Source organism: Dysgonomonas sp. HDW5A (assembly GCF_011299555.1).
Lineage (GTDB): Bacteria > Bacteroidota > Bacteroidia > Bacteroidales > Dysgonomonadaceae > Dysgonomonas_A.
Genome location: NZ_CP049857.1, coordinates 239,455 through 257,394, shown reverse-complemented (window position 1 = coordinate 257,394; position 17,940 = coordinate 239,455). Strand labels below are relative to the sequence as shown.

The following is a 17,940-nucleotide window of genomic DNA, read 5'->3' as shown; positions in this document are numbered from 1 at the left end:
CCGTCAGGCTTCCTGACCTTGCCGGTTGTACGGGGTACCCGCAGGGCGAATGAAAGCGTTAAGAAACAAAAGGGTATTGTCGTTAAATGTTTTTCTTTTGTTTTAGCTTTCGAGACCGTAGCGGGTCGGGCAAAAGGCACAGTCTTGATCTTTTGTTTCGTTTTGCATCAAGGCAAAATGAAAAACAAACCCAAAGGGTGCATTAGAAATAATAGAACCTTTTATCTATAAAAGAAAGGATTATGGGAAAATTTACTCGATCACTAGCCGAAAAGATTACTACTTTGATAGAAGAAGATAATTATACAATTACCGAAATATGCAGTATTGTAGGCGTTAGCCGCAAAATGTTTTACCAATGGAAAGCAACCAAACCCAATTTTGCCGAAGAACTGCAACAAGCGGTAGAAGCACGGGAGGAAAAACTGAAGCAAAAAGCCCGTCAGTCGATGAGGAAAAAGGTTGAAGGATACAAACAAATAGAAACAAAAACCACTTATGCGGCATCCAAAGACAGCGATGATCCTTATACGCTTGTGGTGAAAGAATATGTAGTAAAAGAAAAATATTGTGTACCCGAAACTTCGGCTATCGTATATTCTTTATCGGGAGGATACAACGAATCGAAAGGAGAGAAACAGTCGCAGCCGCCAAGCTCATTAGTGATAACGGTAGACAGCGAAAAGACCAAACGGGATATGGAAAGGTTACAACAGAAGTTGAGTGGAAACAGAAGCCCGTGTTAAGTGTCACTTTTGTTACTTTTGTAACCTTTTTTCTATTTGTATTTTGAAAATCAGTTATTTGTAAAGTGACAAAAGTATATCCTATAAATAAGCTTATAATCCACTTTTGTAACCTTATTGCAGCTTTTGTTACTTTTAATAGAGTAAATCTGAACTTATTCAATATGCTGAATGTTAATAAAATTAAATAATAAACACATAACGCCTCTAAGCATATGAAAACTTTAATTCTTTCGCTGGCAGCTTTCATTTGGGTAGTATCAAACAGCTTCGGTCAAACAGAAACGAAAGCCTTTCGTTATGACACGGTTCCTGCTCCGGCAAAGAATCAAGTGCCACTGTTTCGTTATGATACAGTTGCCGATCCAATGGTGAATCAATCTCAGGAGCCTTTGTACAGAATTGAGCAGCCTGCGAAACAACAACAAACATATCAGCCAAAGCCTTCGCAGCCTCTAAACTACAGAGAAGGAAATGAGAGTCAAGGCAGAATGATATTCGGAGGTTCGTTTGGTATGGCATTTGGTAGTGGTTATGTGTCTGTGAATATCTCTCCGCAGGTTGGTTATGAGTTTAACCGTTACTTTACTGCGGGAGGTGGAATCGGTTATTTCTATTATAAAGAAGATTCTCGCCGGAATGATTTTTCGCAAAATTACTTGGGGTTAAACGCATTTGCCAGATTTCACCCGATCCGTTTTATCTCATTGGAAGTACAGCCCGAAATTTATCAGATGTGGGGAAGTTCGGGAGGAGAGTCTATTGATTCAAAAACAGTTCCTTGTGTATTAGTCGGAGGTGGTGTAAATATCCCTTCAGGACGTAATGGAGCTGTCACTATGATGATTCATTACGATTTGGTTCAGAATGAATGGAGCCCTTATGGGAGTCAGATGTTTTATTCGATCGGATATATTTTCGGATTTTGAAGTATAAATCGAGTAAACGAAAATATTTAATGATATCCTTTTGTTGGAAAGAGACCTATGTGTCTGTCTTAAATGCGTAAACACACAGGTTCGCGCCTACAGCCAAAGTAATAAAGAAGGTATGAGACCTTATATGTATAATAGAAGTTGTGATTTACTTTCATTTTTATCTATATTTGTAATAGTTAAGATGGCAGGCTTATTGAAAGGAATACGCCAACTTAAATTACTTACTACTATTATTTAATAAGAATATGAATACTTTTGGCAATATATTTCGGTTAACATCTTTCGGTGAATCTCACGGTGCTGCCATCGGAGGCATAATTGACGGCTGTCCTGCGGGCATCGAGGTGGATATGGATTTTATCCAGAATGAGCTTAACCGCCGTCGTCCGGGACAATCAAAAATAACTACACCCAGAAACGAAGCCGATAAGGTGGAGTTTTTATCGGGTATTTTCGAAGGTAAAACCACGGGTACTCCCATTGGTTTTGTGATATGGAACGCTAATCAGCACTCTTCTGATTATGATAATATGAAAGCTTTGTATCGTCCGTCTCATGCGGATTACACATATCAACAGAAATATGGAATCAGAGATCATAGAGGAGGAGGTCGTTCTTCGGCTCGTGAAACTATTGCCCGTTGTGTAGCTGGTGCTTTAGCTAAATTGGCACTCAATCAATTGAATGTATCGGTTACTGCATATACATCGCAGGTAGGTGGTATTAAGTTGGAAAAGTTGTATTCTGAATACGATCTGAATACTATTGAAGATACCCCTGTAAGATGTCCCGATGCTGTAAAAGCAGAGGAAATGATCACATTGATAAACGAAGTGAAATCGAAAGGCGATACTATCGGCGGAGTGATTACTTGTGTAATCAAAGGTACTCCGGTTGGATTGGGTGAACCTGTATTCGGAAAACTTCATGCAGCCTTGGGGAATGCTATGCTAAGTATCAATGCTGTGAAAGGTTTTGAATACGGCGATGGCTTTGATGTGAATCACAGAGGTTCGGAAGTGAATGACGAATTTTATGATAAAAACGGTGAAATCAGTACCCGCACCAACCATTCGGGAGGTATTCAGGGCGGGATTTCAAACGGACAGGATATTTATTTCAGAGTAGCTTTTAAGCCTGTTGCAACGATCTTGATGCAGCAACATACGGTAGATAGTGAAGGAAATGAAGCCGATCTTAAAGCTCGTGGACGTCACGATGCGTGTGTGCTTCCTCGTGCCGTGCCTATTGTTGAGGCAATGGCAGCAATGACTATCCTCGATTATTATTTGTTGAACAAGGCTCGCTAAAATATAATATGTAAAAACTGCTTTTCTCAATTTCTTCTACATGAAACGAGAAAAGCAGTTTTTGTATTTATAAGGTAGGCGAAGTGTTTAGAAAATATCGATTTATATCATCACACTACTTCCTGCAATAACTTGCCATCCTTTATCGCACTGTTTCCAAACCCTAAGAAAACGTACTTTACCCGAAATCGGTTGAGTACCATACTTCCCATCCATATCTATTGTAACAGCAACCACCGCTGTGTTACCAATGATATTGATCTGTTGATCGGAAGCACTGATTTTATTTACAACCATCAGTCCGCTTCGATACGCTTCTAAATCAATCTCCTTAGTAATGGTTTGCCCCATGGCACTGTTAAATAACAGATCGGGATGAATAAGCTTATCCAATGTTTCTATATTGGCAGTTCGCATAGCATCCAGTAACTGGTTTTCGAGATTCTCAATTGTGCTTTTTTCGGTTGTGTTCATGTCTTCTTTATTATTTTATGCGAATCAGTAGTTGATCTGTTTAATGTTCTATTAAATTGTCTTTTTACTACGCACAATCACAGATTGCTTGTATTCCTTTTGCCCAAATCCGCAAAAGGAATCAAAAAGGCTTTGTGCTGCGTGGCTCGCCTGTCTGACTTTAGCTTGCAGGTAAAACTAAACCTACTGCCTTACGGCACGTTTAGTTTTACGCCTGCTTCGCTTGTCAGCCAACGGCTGTGCCACTGATGCACTTGGGCTGACGCACGCAAAAGCTTGTCATCCGTTAGGTTACCGACCTTGCCAGTTGCACGGGGTACCCGCAGGATAAAGAAAGCGTTAAGAAACAAAAGGGTATCAACGTTAAACGTTTTCTTTTGTTTTAGCTTTCGAGACCGTAGCGGGTCGGGCAAAGAGGCATAGTCTTGATCTTTTGTTTCGTTTTGCATCAAGGCAAAATGAAAAACAAACCCATAGGGTGCGTTAGGAAAATTGAACATATAATTCCAACTACTGATTGACATATTTTATCTATTCTACAAAAGTAGTGTTTTTAATAAAGAAAAAGTAGGGCTTGAATAATCGCAGCATTTTTTTGATATTATTTCGATGGGTTTTCAGAATGGTTGGCGAAGGTGAAAATATTACTCATATAGTCAGGGAAATGAAAAATAATATAGTAAATTTGTAAACACATTTTTAACATTGAATGAATAATCTTATTCTAAGCAATGTGAGTAATAAAGAGGTCAGAGACCTTTAATCAGAAAATAAACAACAGGTCAGCGACCTTTAAAACTTTCTTATATAATGAAAAGAGATACTGCAATTTTTGATATTATTGAAAGAGAACACCAGCGCCAGCTAAAAGGAATTGAACTTATTGCTTCAGAAAATTTTGTAAGTCAGCAAGTGATGGATGCTATGGGATCGTGTCTAACTAATAAATATGCCGAGGGATATCCCGGAAAACGTTATTATGGAGGCTGCGAAATAGTTGACCTTAGCGAACAATTGGCTATCGATCGTTTGAAACAAATTTTTGGAGCCGAATGGGCGAATGTACAGCCTCACTCGGGAGCTCAGGCAAATGCCGCAGTATTTTTGGCTTGTCTTCAGGCAGGCGATAAATTTCTAGGATTGAATCTTTCTCATGGAGGTCACCTTTCACACGGTTCACCCGTAAACTTTTCGGGATTGATGTTCCATGCACTTGAGTATAATGTAAGACAAGATAACGAAGAGGTCGATTACGACCAAATGGAAGCTGTTGCTAAAGCAGAAAAACCAAAATTGATTATTGCAGGTGCTTCGGCTTATTCTCGTGATTGGGATTATGCACGTATCCGTCAGATTGCAGATTCAATCGGTGCTATCTTCTTGGTTGATATGGCTCACCCTGCGGGATTGATTGCTGCCGGTCTTTTAAATAACCCACTTCCATTTGCACACATTGTAACTACTACAACTCATAAAACTTTACGTGGACCTCGTGGTGGAGCTATATTGTTAGGTAAAGATTTTGAAAATCCTTTCGGAAAGAAAACTCCAAAAGGTGAAACCCGTATGATGTCTGCATTGTTGGATTCTGCTGTATTCCCGGGAATACAAGGTGGACCACTTGAGCATGTTATTGCAGCTAAAGCAGTTTCTTTTGCTGAGGCATTAGATCCATCTTATAAAGTATATCAATCGCAAGTTCAAAAGAATGCATCTGTAATGGCTCAGGCTTTTGCTGATAAAGGATATAAGATTGTGTCGGAAGGTACAGACAATCACTTGATCTTAATCGACCTTAGAAAGAAATTCCCTGAATTGACAGGTAAGGTTGCCGAGAAAGCTCTTGTTGCGGCAGATATTACTACCAATAAAAATATGGTACCTTTTGACAGCCGTAGCCCATTCCTTACATCGGGACTTCGTTTCGGTACTCCGGCAATAACAACTCGTGGCGTTAAGGATGGTTTGATGGGTGATATTGTAGAGATGATCGATACAGTATTGGCTAATCACGAAGACGAAAAAACGATCAAAACAGTGCGTGAGAAGGTAAATCAAATGATGCAAGATTACCCTTTATTTGCTTGGTGATTGAGTAAGTAAGTGATTTGTCATTCATATAAAGAGACACAGTTGAGGTTTAAAGGCTTCATCTGTGTTTTTTACTTTAGAGTAAAAATAATAAAGAAGGTTTTTGACCTTACAAACACAAGTGGCTAAGAAAAGAAAGAAGAAAAAAGGTAAAAAGAAAGGTTCGGGTTTTGGACGAAAGCTATTATGGCTTATTCCTATAGTGATTGCCATAGCTTCATTATTTGTCAAAGATATTTCTATCGGGTATTATGATCGGGCTAATGGCTTATCGGGTGCTGCTCTAAAAACAGCTATGCACGACATTATAAGGGATCACACATATCTTGATTTCGACGAAAAAACAACTGCCCGCTATTGGTGGGATAATTACTTTAAGAAGACCGATTGGAGTTCCGAAGGGTATTTTATCGATATGTATTCCAATGAGAAACATCCTACCTATGTGGGGGGAAATGTTCAGAATCGCGAACATTGCATGCCTCGCAGTTGGTGGGGTAAGAGAGATAAATATTCATCATACGATGCCAATGGAGATCTTCATAATCTATTCCCGTCTGACTATAATGCCAATGCTGCCAAGAGTAATCTTCCTTTGGGAGAAGTAGGTATTGCCAAATTTGATAACGGAGTTTCTAAGGTTGGGATCAATACTTATCCGAAGGGATACAGAGGGCAGGTATTCGAACCGGCAGATGAGTACAAGGGAGACTTTGCCCGTGTTTACTTCTATATGCTGACTTGCTATGAGGACTATGCTTATGACTGGAAACCGGATGCTACAAAGTCGATGCTTCAGACAACTGCTTATCCGGGTCTACAGCCTTGGGCGTTAGAGATGCTGATTAAATGGAATAACGAAGACCCTGTAAGCGAGAAGGAGATTGAGAGGAATAACGAGGTCTATAAAATACAAGGTAACCGCAATCCATATGTAGATTGCCCTGCGTTAGTAGATCATATTTGGGGGAATAAAAAAGATCAGCCTTTTTACGTGGTTAAGGATGATAAAATAAACAGACAACCTCAAATAAAGGATTTATTATTCAAGGTTGTTAATGGGTATAATTTGAAATAAAGGTTTCTGACCTTATGATGTCTTATCTTCTATAAGCTTATACGTATGCTCAAACTTATGTCCTTTCTTTAGAGCCCATTCTATAAACTTGCTTAATCTGTCGACCATTTTCTGATCGGTGTTCTTAGTCACGTAAAAAGGAAAGTTGTATTTCAATTTGGGACCTATCGGCATGAATTCCCAAGGATGGAAATATACATTCAGATAACCGTCTTTCTTTAAGGTTCTGCCTGCTAAAGCACAATATAAGGATAATGGCAGGTTATGAAATGAAATCCAGAAAAGAGGAAACCTAATCAGTGGCGTAACAGAGGCCGGAATCTGCCATACTCCCTCACGCATAAAGTAAGTGCGAGGTTCATTCAGTTTATTATACCTTCCCGGTAAATAGGTCGGATTGATAGAGGAGTTGTAGATATATCCTGCATTATATACTTCTTCTTCGGGAACAGGCATCATACGAGCCATACGATATCCTCTGACGGGAGTCTTGCCGATTTGTTCAAGAATCTCTTTAGATTGCTTCAGATGCTCAGGCTTGAAGTGATCGTGATACAGGCCATGCGAAGCCAGTTCATGTCCTTCCGAAACAATCCTTGTAACGATGTCTTCGGCATTCTGGGCAAAATTAGCCGTAGTATAGAATGTGGCAGTTATATTATGCTTTTTCAGTAAGTCCAGTATCTTTGTTGTGCCCTCTTTTGAGATTTGGATCTGATCGGTAAAAGGAATCGGATCGCCATATTCTCTGGGCATCTCAAACTCTTCAATATCAAAACTTAATAAGATCATCTTCTTTCGTTATTTTGTTGATATAAATTAGTGTCTTTTATAATGTAAGTAGGGTAGCCTTTCGAGAGGTTAAATATCTGACCAATATACAATCCGATAATTCCCAGTACAAATAGCTGAAAACCTCCTAGAAAAGATACGATACTAATCATCGAAGCCCATCCGGCTAAAGGATGCCCAAAAAAGAAACTGATCAGTGCATAGGGAATCATAAATACAAGCGATATGAAAGCAATGGCAAATCCGACATATAAAGCTATATGCAGAGGCTTGGTACTGAATGAAAGAATCCCTTGAACTGCAAGATTCATCATCTTCTTGAAAGTATACTTGGTACTTCCGTATAATCTTTGATGAGGCATGTAGTCAATTCGATATTGTCTGAATCCAATCCACTTGACTAATCCACGCATAAATAACTCACCACCCTTTATATTAGAGATGACCTTCTTGGCACTTTTATCAATTAATCTAAAATCAGCAGTTCCTTCCTCAAGGTCAATCTCCGAAAAGTGATTTAAGACTTTGTAGAATAAGGAAGAGCTTTTTCTCTTCATCTTCGAAAGTCCTTTATCTTCAAGTCTTCGGGTATAGACAATGTCATAACCTTCTTCCCATTTTTGAATAAATTGGGGTAACATCTCAGGTGGATGTTGCATATCGGCATCCATCGAAATAATGCAGTCACCCGTTGCGTGGTCGATTCCTGCTCTCAATGCGTTCTGATGACCAAAGTTACGGGAGAATTCTATGTAGAATAATTCCGGGTCGGATTTACACAGCTCATCAATTATTTCCATCGAATTGTCGGAGCTACCATCGTTTACTATGATTATTTCTTTATCATAAGGTAGCTCGTCTAAATTATCATGTATAGCTCTGATAACAATAGGCAAATTTGAAGCCTCATTATAGCTGCAAAGTATAATTGACACCTTCTTTTTATAGCTCATCGGGATTTGATAATTTAATAATACCTCGTGATGTTATTAATTGATAAACAAGAATTAGCCAAACAACTAAACAGGGTAATGCTTTTAGAGAATATCTCTTAAAGATGTCTACTCTTATACTTTTGGGAAATAAATGAGATGTTGTTACCCATGTCCAGAAAATAGTGAATAATAATAAGAAAACGACCCATTTTTTATGTGGCTCTTCCTGTATAAAGAACCAAATGGAAACTCCTGTCAAAGCAATGATATAAGTCTCAGATTCAGAACCAGTACTGAAGAGAACCATAAATAATAGCGTTGAGGCTAATATTCCCAGCTGATATGTTAATTGGTTGTATTTCTCTGTTTTAATGTACTGCAATCCAAATAATATGATACCGGGAATTATAATATATAGAGCGGAAGCATCCATAATGTCAAAAGTCCTTCTGACTAGTCCAATCGCAGACATATCCTGAGAGAAGTTTGTCATATTTTCAACACTTTTATTTGAGAGGGATGCGTACCAGTCATAATAACTTTGGATAATAAATTCGGGTGATGAAATAAACATGGGTAAGACAAAGAAGATTGCAGCCCAAAAAAATAAATAAACTATGAATTTACCTTTATGCTTCGAAAAGAAAAAGAAACTTAATCCTACAATTCCATACAATTTAATAAATACCCCAAGCATAATAAAGCATGCAGCCCAGAAGTCTTTTTCTTTTCGTATAAATAGAAAACTACCTATTATAAGAGCAGCAATTAGCCCGTTTGTCTGCGAATTCATTATACAGGTATATAGTTGGATCAATACTATATAAAAGAATAGGTACATCTTTCGCCATTGAATAGGCAAGTAGTAGAATGCAACAAAGAGGCATAATCCCATTGATAGATTCCATAGTAGAACACCTATTTGATCAGGCAAGAATGTAAAAGGGGCAATGATCAAACTGAAAAAAGGTCCATAATGATTGGAGTCGTGATATTCTGACGGATAAGCCGTATATAAATTTATCTGTTGTATGGTGTGATTGAAAACACCTTTAAATATCAGATAATTATTGTGTATTTTACTTCCTTTTAAAGAGCCTATGACTCCAAGAACAATCCAAATGGAAAGAAGAAATCTTTTATCGGAAAATATAGGTTTCCGGAAAAAATTAGCAAAGCTATTCATTTTTTGCAGGTGCGTTATTTATAGTAAATTGTATTCTGTTTTTAAGATCGCAAATTTAACTAAAAATAGATCAATAAATTTAAGAACGTAGCTTATTAATTATATTTATCCAAAATTGGATTTAATTAATGGTGAAAAAAAATATATGGTAGAAAAATATATTTGTTAAAATGTAATATCGAAAATTCGTTTTGTTTGCATTTTGTAAACCCCGTATTGCAGAATTGCTTGTTGTTAAAAGCCAATTCTTGATTATACTAAGGAGGATAGTTCTATGCATAATTTTGACAGTGAATAATTAGCGAAAAATATATTTTTTGCGTATTTTTGTAGACCTCAAAATGAATATAGAAAAGATATCATTTAGGTAATGTAGAAATACATAAAGGAGTACTGGTTAAGTTAAATTCGGATTAATAAATTTTTTAACCCATAAAAATTTTAATAAAATGATTAAAGTAGGTATTAATGGTTTCGGACGTATTGGTCGTCTTGTTTTCCGTGCAGCTCAAGGAAGAAGTGATATCCAAATAGTTGGTATCAATGACCTTATCGACGTAGAGTACATGGCTTATATGTTACGTTACGATACAGTTCACGGAAGATTTAACGGAACAGTTGAGATCAAAGACGGTAAGTTAGTAGTAAATGGTAATGCTATCCGTGTAACAGCAGAAAGAAATCCAGCTGACTTGAAATGGGATGCTGTAGGTGCTGAATATGTAGTAGAATCTACAGGTCTTTTCTTAGACAAACCAACAGCTCAAGCTCACATCCAAGCAGGTGCTAAATATGTAGTAATGTCGGCTCCTTCTAAAGACGATACCCCAATGTTCGTATGTGGAGTGAATACTGACTCTTATGTAAAAGGAACTCAAATCGTTTCTAATGCTTCTTGTACTACTAACTGTTTAGCTCCTATCGCTAAAGTATTGAATGATAAATTCGGTATTACAGATGGTCTTATGACTACAGTACATGCTACAACTGCTACTCAAAAAACAGTTGACGGACCTTCTGCTAAAGACTGGAGAGGTGGACGTGCTGCTGCTGGTAATATTATTCCTTCTTCAACAGGAGCTGCTAAAGCTGTAGGTAAAGTTATCCCTGAATTGAACGGAAAATTAACAGGTATGTCAATGCGTGTTCCAACTTTGGACGTGTCAGTAGTTGACTTAACTGTAAACTTGGCAAAACCTGCTAAATATGACGAAATCTGTAAAGCAATGAAAGATGCTTCAGAAGGAGAATTGAAAGGTATTCTAGGATATACTGAAGATGCAGTAGTTTCTTCTGATTTCTTAGGAGATGCACGTACTTCTATCTTTGATGCAAAAGCTGGTATTGCTTTAACTGACACTTTCGTGAAAGTTGTATCTTGGTATGACAACGAGTGGGGTTATTCAAACAAAGTTCTTGAACTAGTAGCTCACATGGCTAAAGTTAATGGTTAATTAGATTAATCATTATTATATATTAAAAAAGCAGAGACCTTTAGGTTTCTGCTTTTTTGATTAATCATATTATTTTATCTGACGTTATCGTTTTATCTCTCTAAGCTCCAGATTATAGGTACCCGCCGATAATTCCATTGTTTTATCTCCTTCTATGTTTTCTGGCAAATGTAATGTTGCAGAAGTGTTTGCCGGAATTACCACATGATAAATTATTTGTTTATCAGTACGTCTTGTCCATGATGATACTATTTCGCCATAGGGTGAAGTATGTTTTGCTTCAAACTGATCAAGCCCTTTTACAAAATTCGGACGAAGTTGTATATGCTTGAACCCAGCTTTGTTCTCATCAGGAAATAAACCTCCCAAAGCTTTGTACATCCATGCATTGATATCTCCAAACATGATATGATTCATCGAGATATCATTTTCTGCATCAATATTCCAGTTTTCATATAGAGTTGTAGCTCCATTTACAATCCACCAACCCCACGATGGATATGTTTCTTGTACTGCAATAGTATAAGCAGCATCAGCATAACCATTCTCCGAAAGAGCATGAAGCAGAGCCTTTGCTCCTAAAATACCGGTATCGATATGGAAATTATCTTCTTCAACTTTTTTGTATAGATTCTCTGCAACTTTTGATTTGAGTTCTTCAGGTACAACTCCCCAATAAAGTGGTGCTGCAAGTTCAGTTTGTGACCCTGAGCAATATATACCTGTTTCCGTATTTAGAAACTTATTATTAATTGCATTACTTATTTTTTTAGCAAGACGGGTATAATGCTCGTAATCATGTTTTCTTCCAAACATTTTAGCGGCATGGGCAAGTATGGTTACATCCTTATAATAATATAGAGATGAAGTTAATTCTTTATTGCTTACGGTTTTTACGGGAACCCAATCTCCAAGCCCCCAGTCTGTGGTTCCGTGGTGACTGATCGATGCTATATGATCAACATACCGTTTTATGTTGCCATACATACTATGAAGTAAGTGGCTATCACCATAAAATAAATAAACCTCCCAAGGAATTATAGCTACTGCACTTGTCCAGTCGGGTCCGTTACCCCAGTCATAACCCCAACCATGAGTTGGTACTATACTTGGTAGAACTCCATTTGGCTTTTGCTCATCTTTGAAGTCGTTCATCCATTTCTCGTAAATTGTAATGGCATCATAGCTGTATAATCCTGTCTCTATCGCAATGTGAGAATCGCCCGTCCAGCCATTTTTTTCACGTTGGGGGCAATCTGTCGGATATCCAAAGAGATTGGATAGGTAGGAGTTATTTGTAGCTTCCCATATTTTGTCAAGAGTCGGATTTGACGATTTAATGCTTCCTATTTGAGGAACATCACTGTGTAATTCTAAGGCAGTAATACTTTCTTTGCTTAAGTCTATTGGTTTGGATGATGTAACCTCTACGTACTGAAAGCCTTTATAATTAAATCTAGGAGAGAAGGTCTCTTTAATCCCTCCTCCTTTAAGAATAAAAATGTCAGTCTGAAAAGGGTCACTATTATCCGTCGGGCGGTAATGTACGTCTATGTTAGACATATCGGCTCTACCATTGGGGTATAAGCGCTCGCTATGCTTTATTCTTAGTTCGGTATCTTTATCTCCCTGAACACGTATTTCTATAATTCCGGCAATATTCTTGGCAAAACTAAATACGTAACAGGTATCATTCTTTTTGTCTATTTTGGTTGGCTCCAATCGTTCTGTTACACGTATCGGATATAGCTGTTGACTTACAATTAAAGGAGAAGGTGCTTGTGCTATAACAGCCGGTAGCCACTCTGAAGTATCTAAGCCCGGCATATTCCATCCCTCTATCTCCTTACGTGCGTCGTAATGTTCGGCAGTGTATATACTATTAAATAGTATAGGGCTTTCATGGATTTTCCAAGTCTCATCCGAAACAATTGTTTCACTTGTACCATCTTCATAATTTAGTCTGATATTTACCAAGAATTTAGGTCTTCCTCGCCAATGAGCTTTATCAAAGTCCCATACTGCTGTCGATTGATGATTATACCATCCATTTCCGAGTATTACTCCAAAAGTATTAGCACCGTTTTGAAGTAATGACGTTATATCGAGAGTCGAATAGAGGTTTCGTTTATCAAATCGTGTGTACATTGGATCTAGCATGCGGTCTCCGACTTTCAATCCATTAATGGATAGTTCGTATAGCCCTGCTGCTGTAATATAAGCACGTGCTGATTTGATCTTTTTATTTTTATCCAAATTGACATCCTTTCTAAAGTAAAAAGTGGGTTTATAGCTGACGTCCTGACCATCAGAGATCCATTTTCCTGCCCAATTGGAAGAGGAGATTAATCCAGTCTCGAAAGAAGTAATATCAGACGGTTTTGACTGTGTATCTTTTTCATTCCAAACCGTAACTTTCCAATAATACTTGGTAAATGGCTTTAAAGAGTCACCTTTGTAGGTAACAAGGCAACTATCGGCATCTATTTTGCCAGTATCCCATACATCGGCTTTATTATTAGCCAGCTTTATAGAATCAGTACTTACCATTATCTGATAAGCAGTTTGTGCTTTCTCTGTCTGAGCTATTCTCCACGTCAATCGTGGTGAAGGGCTGTCTATTCCTAAAGGATTGTCCAGATGTTCACATTGTAAATTAGTTGGTGGGTTTATCTTTTTTGTACACGATGTAATGCAGGTACTAAAAATAATAAGATAGATGAAAATATTTTTCATGATAATTGTTCGGGGTATTAAGGAAATAATTCGATTACAAGAATCTTTATTTCTCGAAGATAATCAATATTATAGGTTATTTAAAACTAGATAAATAAAAAAAACAAGAACATCCAAAATATTTGGATGTTCTTGTTTTTTTATTTGAGATTCGGCTTATTTATTTAAAGCTGATGCTCCACCAATTATATCTAACAATTGATTTGTTATAGCTGCCTGACGATTCTTGTTATATTCAATAGTCAAATCACCCACTAACTCTTCTGCATTATCAGTTGCAATTTGCATTGCAAGACTGCGTGCTGCATTTTCCGAAGCATTAGAGTCTAATAGGGCTGCAAATAAATTGGACGCTAAAACTTTTGGTATTAGGTGAGATAATAACTCGACCTTCTCAGGTTCCAATATATAATCAATGCTTTGATTTGTCAAGGATATAGAGTCGGTTTGAATGTTTTCAATCACACCTTTCAGATCAAAAGGCAAATAAATGCTATTTTTAATTTCTTGTACACCCATCGATTTGAAATGAGTATAAACTAAAATTATTTGATCTATTTCTCCTGATAAGAATCTGCCTACAAGTTTCTTCGATATTTGTAGAACCGCAGGAAAAGAAGGTCTGTCAGCTAATTGTATAAATTCAGCATCATTTTCAATCGTCAGATTTGATTTTTTCGCAAAATCAATAATCTTTTTCCCGAAAGGATAAATAATGATATTTTCTTTACCTACTGCCGGTATCGATTTAGATAATACAGAGGAAAGCTCTTTAATTACATTCGCATTAAAACCTCCGCACAAACTCGAGTTAGACGAAAAAGCCACAATAGCTACTTTTTTGATTTCTCTTTCTTGTGCATAAACAGAGTCGATGCTGCTGTCAGAAGCCAAAAGATTAGTCAGAATCTCGTTCAACTTGGTAGAGTAGGGTAGAAAAGAATTTATTGCCTGCTGAGACTTTCTAAGCTTAGCTGTTGCAATCATCTTCATAGCCGAAGTTATTTTCTTCGTGCTTTTTACCGAATCTATCCTATCTTTTACTTCCTTCAATGATGCCATAACTATGATAGTATTTAATAATATATTTCCGATAGTAGGGGAAAGGCTTGCACCTTAGATGAACCAGAGGTTCGCCCCTACTGCAGAGCAATAAAAAGGTCAGAGACCTTATTTTTTATATTTACCTGCTAATTCTTCAGCAACCTTTTCTATGATAGCTGTTACACCGTCATTTATAACTCCTGTTTTGAGAATATCCAATACTGTTTCTTTGTATTGCATTTCTAATATCTGCAGAAAATTACTTTCGAATTCATGAACCTTATCTACAGGAACATTATTCAACAATCCATTTGTTCCACAATATAGTATTGCAATTTGTTTTTCAACAGGCATTGGTGAATATTGGGGTTGTACCAATAATGCTGCATTTTTTTGCCCTTTGTCTATAGTCAAAGCGGTAATTGGGTCCATGTCTCCACCAAACTTTGTAAAAGCTTCGAGTTCACGATACTGAGCCTGATCAATTTTCAATGTTCCTGCTACTTTTTTCATCGCCTTGGTCTGAGCACTACCTCCAACACGTGATACCGAAATACCTACGTCAATTGCTGGACGATAACCGGAGTTGAACAAGTCAATATCCAAAAATATCTGACCATCGGTAATTGAAATTACGTTAGTCGGGATATATGCAGATACGTCACCCGCCTGAGTTTCAATGATTGGAAGTGCAGTCAATGAACCTCCACCTTTTACTCTGCCTTTGAGACATTCGGGTAGATCATTCATTTGCTCGGCAACTTCTTGCTGATTGATAATCTTAGCAGCACGTTCCAGTAGGCGAGAGTGCAGATAGAAAATATCACCGGGATACGCCTCACGACCCGGAGGTCTTTTCAAAAGCAACGAAACTTCACGATAGGCAACAGCTTGTTTCGATAAGTCATCATAGACTACCAAAGCATGACGACCGGTATCTCTAAAATATTCACCGATAGCAGCTCCGGAGAAAGCTCCGAAGTATTGCATGGCTGCCGGTTCGGCTGCCGTTGCTGCAATGATAGTTGTATATTGTAATGCTCCTTTTTCTTTCAGTGTTTCAACAATATTGGCAACCGAAGACGCTTTCTGTCCAATAGCAACATAGATACAATATACAGGATCACCTGCATCGAAATTTGCTTTTTGACTAATGATTGCATCAATTGCAATTGCTGTTTTTCCGGTCTGACGGTCACCGATAATCAACTCTCGTTGACCTCTACCAATAGGTATCATGGCATCAATAGCCTTAAGACCCGTTTGTAAAGGTTGGGTTACAGGCTGACGGTATATTACTCCCGGAGCTTTGCGCTCCAGAGGCATTTCCAATAATTCGCCTGTTATATCTCCCTTACCGTCGATAGGTTCTCCCAAAGGTGTAATAACACGTCCGAGTAGTCCGTCACCCACTTTTATTGAAGCAATAAGACCTGTTCTTTTAACATTGAAGCCTTCTTTAATCTGGCTGCTCGATCCAAGTAATACTGCTCCTACATTATCTTCTTCGAGATTCATCACAACAGCTTTCACCCCATTGTCGAACTCTAATAATTCATTGGCTTCTGCGTTATTGAGACCATAGATCCGTGCAACTCCGTCACCTACCGAAAGAACTACTCCGACCTCATCCAATTGAATACGATTATCAATCCCATCCAATTGCATCTTCAACACATCAGAAACCTCACTAGCTTTTATATTTTCAGACATATTTATTCCTTGTATTAAGGTCTCCAGACCTATTTTATTGCTTTGGTGGACATTATAACCAAAGCCTGTTACAACATAAGGTTACTATGCAATTTTTTTATTCTTACTCATCAATTGGCTTTTTATTCTGCTCAATTGAGAAGCCACACTGGCATCAAGTCTATAAGTACCAATATATAAAATAAAACCACCACCAAGTTTTGGATCTACTTCGGTTACAAATTCAATTGTACCCTCTTCTTTCTGTTTAACCAGTTGTTTAATTTTATTTATAGTAGTATCATCGACAGGACATGCCGTTACTAATTTTCCGACACTAATATTCTTATATTTCCTGTATAAATCTAAGTATACTAAACTGATCGTTTGCAGATGGTTTTCTCTTCTCTGATGCAATACCAATTGGATAAACCGAACAAATACATCGCTTATGGTTTCTCCGACAGCAAGTTTTATAAGTTCCAGTTTGTCCCTTGTACTCAGTACAGGATTATCTAGTGTTGCCCGAAGTTGTGAACTACTGGCAAGGTTTTCAGACAAGATTTTCATTTCTGAAAAAATCGTGTCCTCAGCCTTTTTTTCCAAAGCATAGCTAAACAAAGCTCGTGCATAACGCATAGATACCATTCCTGAATTCATATTATATTAAGATTTAGATACCATACCTTCGTCAATCAAACGGTCTATCATTGCCATTTGCTCAGCATTGCTGTTGAGATTGTTGCGAATTACTTTTTCTGCAATATCCACCGAAAGGTCTGCAACTTGACGACGTATGTCCTTTATTGCATCTTCTTTTTCGCGTTTCATTTGCTTTCTTAATTCGTCCAGCTCTTTCAATCCTTCGGCACGTGCCAATTCCTTAGATTCGTTGACTATACGGGTTCTGGTGCTTTCAGCATCTTTTAAGATTTTCACCTGCTCTTCACGGGCTGAAGCTAATATAGCTTCGCTTTGCTCTTTTATTTGAGCCAATTGTTTATTGGCTTCTTTGGCTGCATCTAAAGATTTTTCGATGTACGCATTGCGATCTTCGACCATCTTTGTTATAATCGGGAATCCAAATTTTGCCAATACAGCAAAAACGACTCCGAAAGATAGAAGCATCCAAAATAAAAGACCGGCTTCAGGTTGTAAAAGCATAATTTATTAATTTAATTGTTTTATAGGATAAATCCACAAACTACCACAGCAAATAGAGCCACACCTTCAATTAGGGCTGCTGCAATAATCATAGACATACGGATATCCCCACTAGCTTCGGGTTGACGAGCGATACCTTCCATCGCAGAAGCACCGATTTTACCGATACCCAGACCTGCACCGATAGCTGCTAAACCTGCTCCTAGAGCTGCACCGAATCCTGTAAGTCCTGCACCAGCTTCAGCTGCTGCTTGTAGAATAGTTGATAGTAACATAATTTTATTCTTTTAGTTATTTAAT

17 protein-coding genes are annotated in these 17,940 nt (G+C 37.8%); 6 read left to right on the top strand and 11 right to left on the bottom strand.

All coding sequences use genetic code 11. The annotated features are described in order from the left end of the window. The first annotated feature begins 242 nt into the window (after positions 1-242). The 3 genes from G7050_RS00940 to aroC all read left to right on the top strand — a co-directional run bounded on the left by G7050_RS00940 (position 243) and on the right by aroC (position 2,994). Positions 243-746, top strand: a complete 504-nt coding sequence (locus G7050_RS00940; RefSeq protein WP_166109867.1) for a phBC6A51 family helix-turn-helix protein — start codon at positions 243-245, stop codon at positions 744-746. Between the two features lie 215 nt (positions 747-961). Further along, positions 962-1,675: a hypothetical protein gene (locus G7050_RS00935; RefSeq protein ID WP_166109864.1), complete on the top strand. Its 714-nt coding sequence runs from the start codon at positions 962-964 to the stop codon at positions 1,673-1,675. A gap of 254 nt (positions 1,676-1,929) precedes the next feature. Continuing rightward, positions 1,930-2,994, top strand: a complete 1,065-nt coding sequence (gene aroC / locus G7050_RS00930; protein ID WP_166109861.1) for a chorismate synthase — start codon at positions 1,930-1,932, stop codon at positions 2,992-2,994. 102 nt (positions 2,995-3,096) lie between these two features. Here aroC and G7050_RS00925 read toward each other — a convergent pair whose 3' ends face one another. Both G7050_RS00925 and G7050_RS00920 read right to left on the bottom strand, forming a co-directional pair. Next, on the bottom strand, positions 3,097-3,468 hold the full coding sequence (locus G7050_RS00925; protein WP_166109858.1) for a nuclear transport factor 2 family protein: 372 nt from the start codon (positions 3,466-3,468) through the stop codon (positions 3,097-3,099). Positions 3,469-3,659: 191 nt separating this feature from the next. Next, positions 3,660-3,992, bottom strand: a complete 333-nt coding sequence (locus G7050_RS00920; RefSeq protein ID WP_166109855.1) for a hypothetical protein — start codon at positions 3,990-3,992, stop codon at positions 3,660-3,662. Positions 3,993-4,278: 286 nt separating this feature from the next. Between G7050_RS00920 and glyA the strand changes: the two genes are divergently transcribed. Both glyA and G7050_RS00910 read left to right on the top strand, forming a co-directional pair. Beyond that, a complete protein-coding gene (gene glyA, locus G7050_RS00915; RefSeq protein WP_166109852.1) occupies positions 4,279-5,559 on the top strand; it encodes a serine hydroxymethyltransferase in 1,281 nt (426 codons plus the stop codon). A 121-nt stretch (positions 5,560-5,680) separates the two neighbouring features. Beyond that, positions 5,681-6,637 carry an endonuclease I family protein gene (locus tag G7050_RS00910; RefSeq protein WP_166109849.1) on the top strand — a complete coding sequence of 319 codons (957 nt, stop codon included), beginning with the start codon at positions 5,681-5,683 and terminating at the stop codon, positions 6,635-6,637. A 12-nt stretch (positions 6,638-6,649) separates the two neighbouring features. On the opposite strand, the gene G7050_RS00905 is transcribed toward G7050_RS00910, so the two are convergent. The 3 genes from G7050_RS00905 to G7050_RS00895 are packed head-to-tail and all read right to left on the bottom strand — an operon-like array spanning position 6,650 to position 9,550. Continuing rightward, complete coding sequence (locus G7050_RS00905) at positions 6,650-7,429, bottom strand: polysaccharide deacetylase family protein (RefSeq protein WP_166109846.1); 780 nt, start codon at positions 7,427-7,429, stop codon at positions 6,650-6,652. Continuing rightward, positions 7,426-8,382 (bottom strand): glycosyltransferase family 2 protein, encoded by a 957-nt coding sequence (locus tag G7050_RS00900; RefSeq protein ID WP_166109843.1) that lies wholly within the window; start codon positions 8,380-8,382, stop codon positions 7,426-7,428. Before G7050_RS00900 ends, G7050_RS00905 begins: the two co-directional genes overlap by 4 nt. Continuing rightward, on the bottom strand, positions 8,372-9,550 hold the full coding sequence (locus G7050_RS00895; protein ID WP_166109840.1) for a glycosyltransferase family 87 protein: 1,179 nt from the start codon (positions 9,548-9,550) through the stop codon (positions 8,372-8,374). The genes G7050_RS00900 and G7050_RS00895 overlap by 11 nt, the downstream gene beginning before the upstream one ends. 449 nt (positions 9,551-9,999) lie before the next feature. Between G7050_RS00895 and gap the strand changes: the two genes are divergently transcribed. After that, entirely contained in the window at positions 10,000-11,004 is a 1,005-nt protein-coding gene (gene gap, locus G7050_RS00890) for a type I glyceraldehyde-3-phosphate dehydrogenase (protein WP_166109837.1), read from the top strand. 84 nt (positions 11,005-11,088) lie between these two features. Here the strand turns inward: gap and G7050_RS00885 are convergent, their stop codons facing one another. The 6 genes from G7050_RS00885 to atpE all read right to left on the bottom strand — a co-directional run bounded on the left by G7050_RS00885 (position 11,089) and on the right by atpE (position 17,915). Further along, complete coding sequence (locus tag G7050_RS00885; protein WP_166109834.1) at positions 11,089-13,740, bottom strand: glycoside hydrolase family 78 protein; 2,652 nt, start codon at positions 13,738-13,740, stop codon at positions 11,089-11,091. 156 nt (positions 13,741-13,896) lie between these two features. Beyond that, a complete protein-coding gene (gene atpG / locus G7050_RS00880; protein WP_166109831.1) occupies positions 13,897-14,802 on the bottom strand; it encodes an ATP synthase F1 subunit gamma in 906 nt (301 codons plus the stop codon). Between the two features lie 108 nt (positions 14,803-14,910). Then, positions 14,911-16,497, bottom strand: a complete 1,587-nt coding sequence (gene atpA / locus G7050_RS00875) for a F0F1 ATP synthase subunit alpha (protein WP_166109829.1) — start codon at positions 16,495-16,497, stop codon at positions 14,911-14,913. An 84-nt stretch (positions 16,498-16,581) separates the two neighbouring features. Next, the gene (locus tag G7050_RS00870; RefSeq protein ID WP_166109827.1) at positions 16,582-17,136 is read right to left on the bottom strand and encodes a F0F1 ATP synthase subunit delta; all 555 of its coding nucleotides are present in this window, start codon (positions 17,134-17,136) and stop codon (positions 16,582-16,584) included. A gap of 6 nt (positions 17,137-17,142) precedes the next feature. Further along, positions 17,143-17,643, bottom strand: a complete 501-nt coding sequence (gene atpF, locus G7050_RS00865) for a F0F1 ATP synthase subunit B (RefSeq protein ID WP_166117606.1) — start codon at positions 17,641-17,643, stop codon at positions 17,143-17,145. 17 nt (positions 17,644-17,660) lie between these two features. Further along, positions 17,661-17,915, bottom strand: coding sequence for an ATP synthase F0 subunit C (gene atpE / locus G7050_RS00860; RefSeq protein WP_050708158.1), 255 nt, complete (start codon positions 17,913-17,915; stop codon positions 17,661-17,663). Positions 17,916-17,940 lie beyond the last annotated feature (25 nt).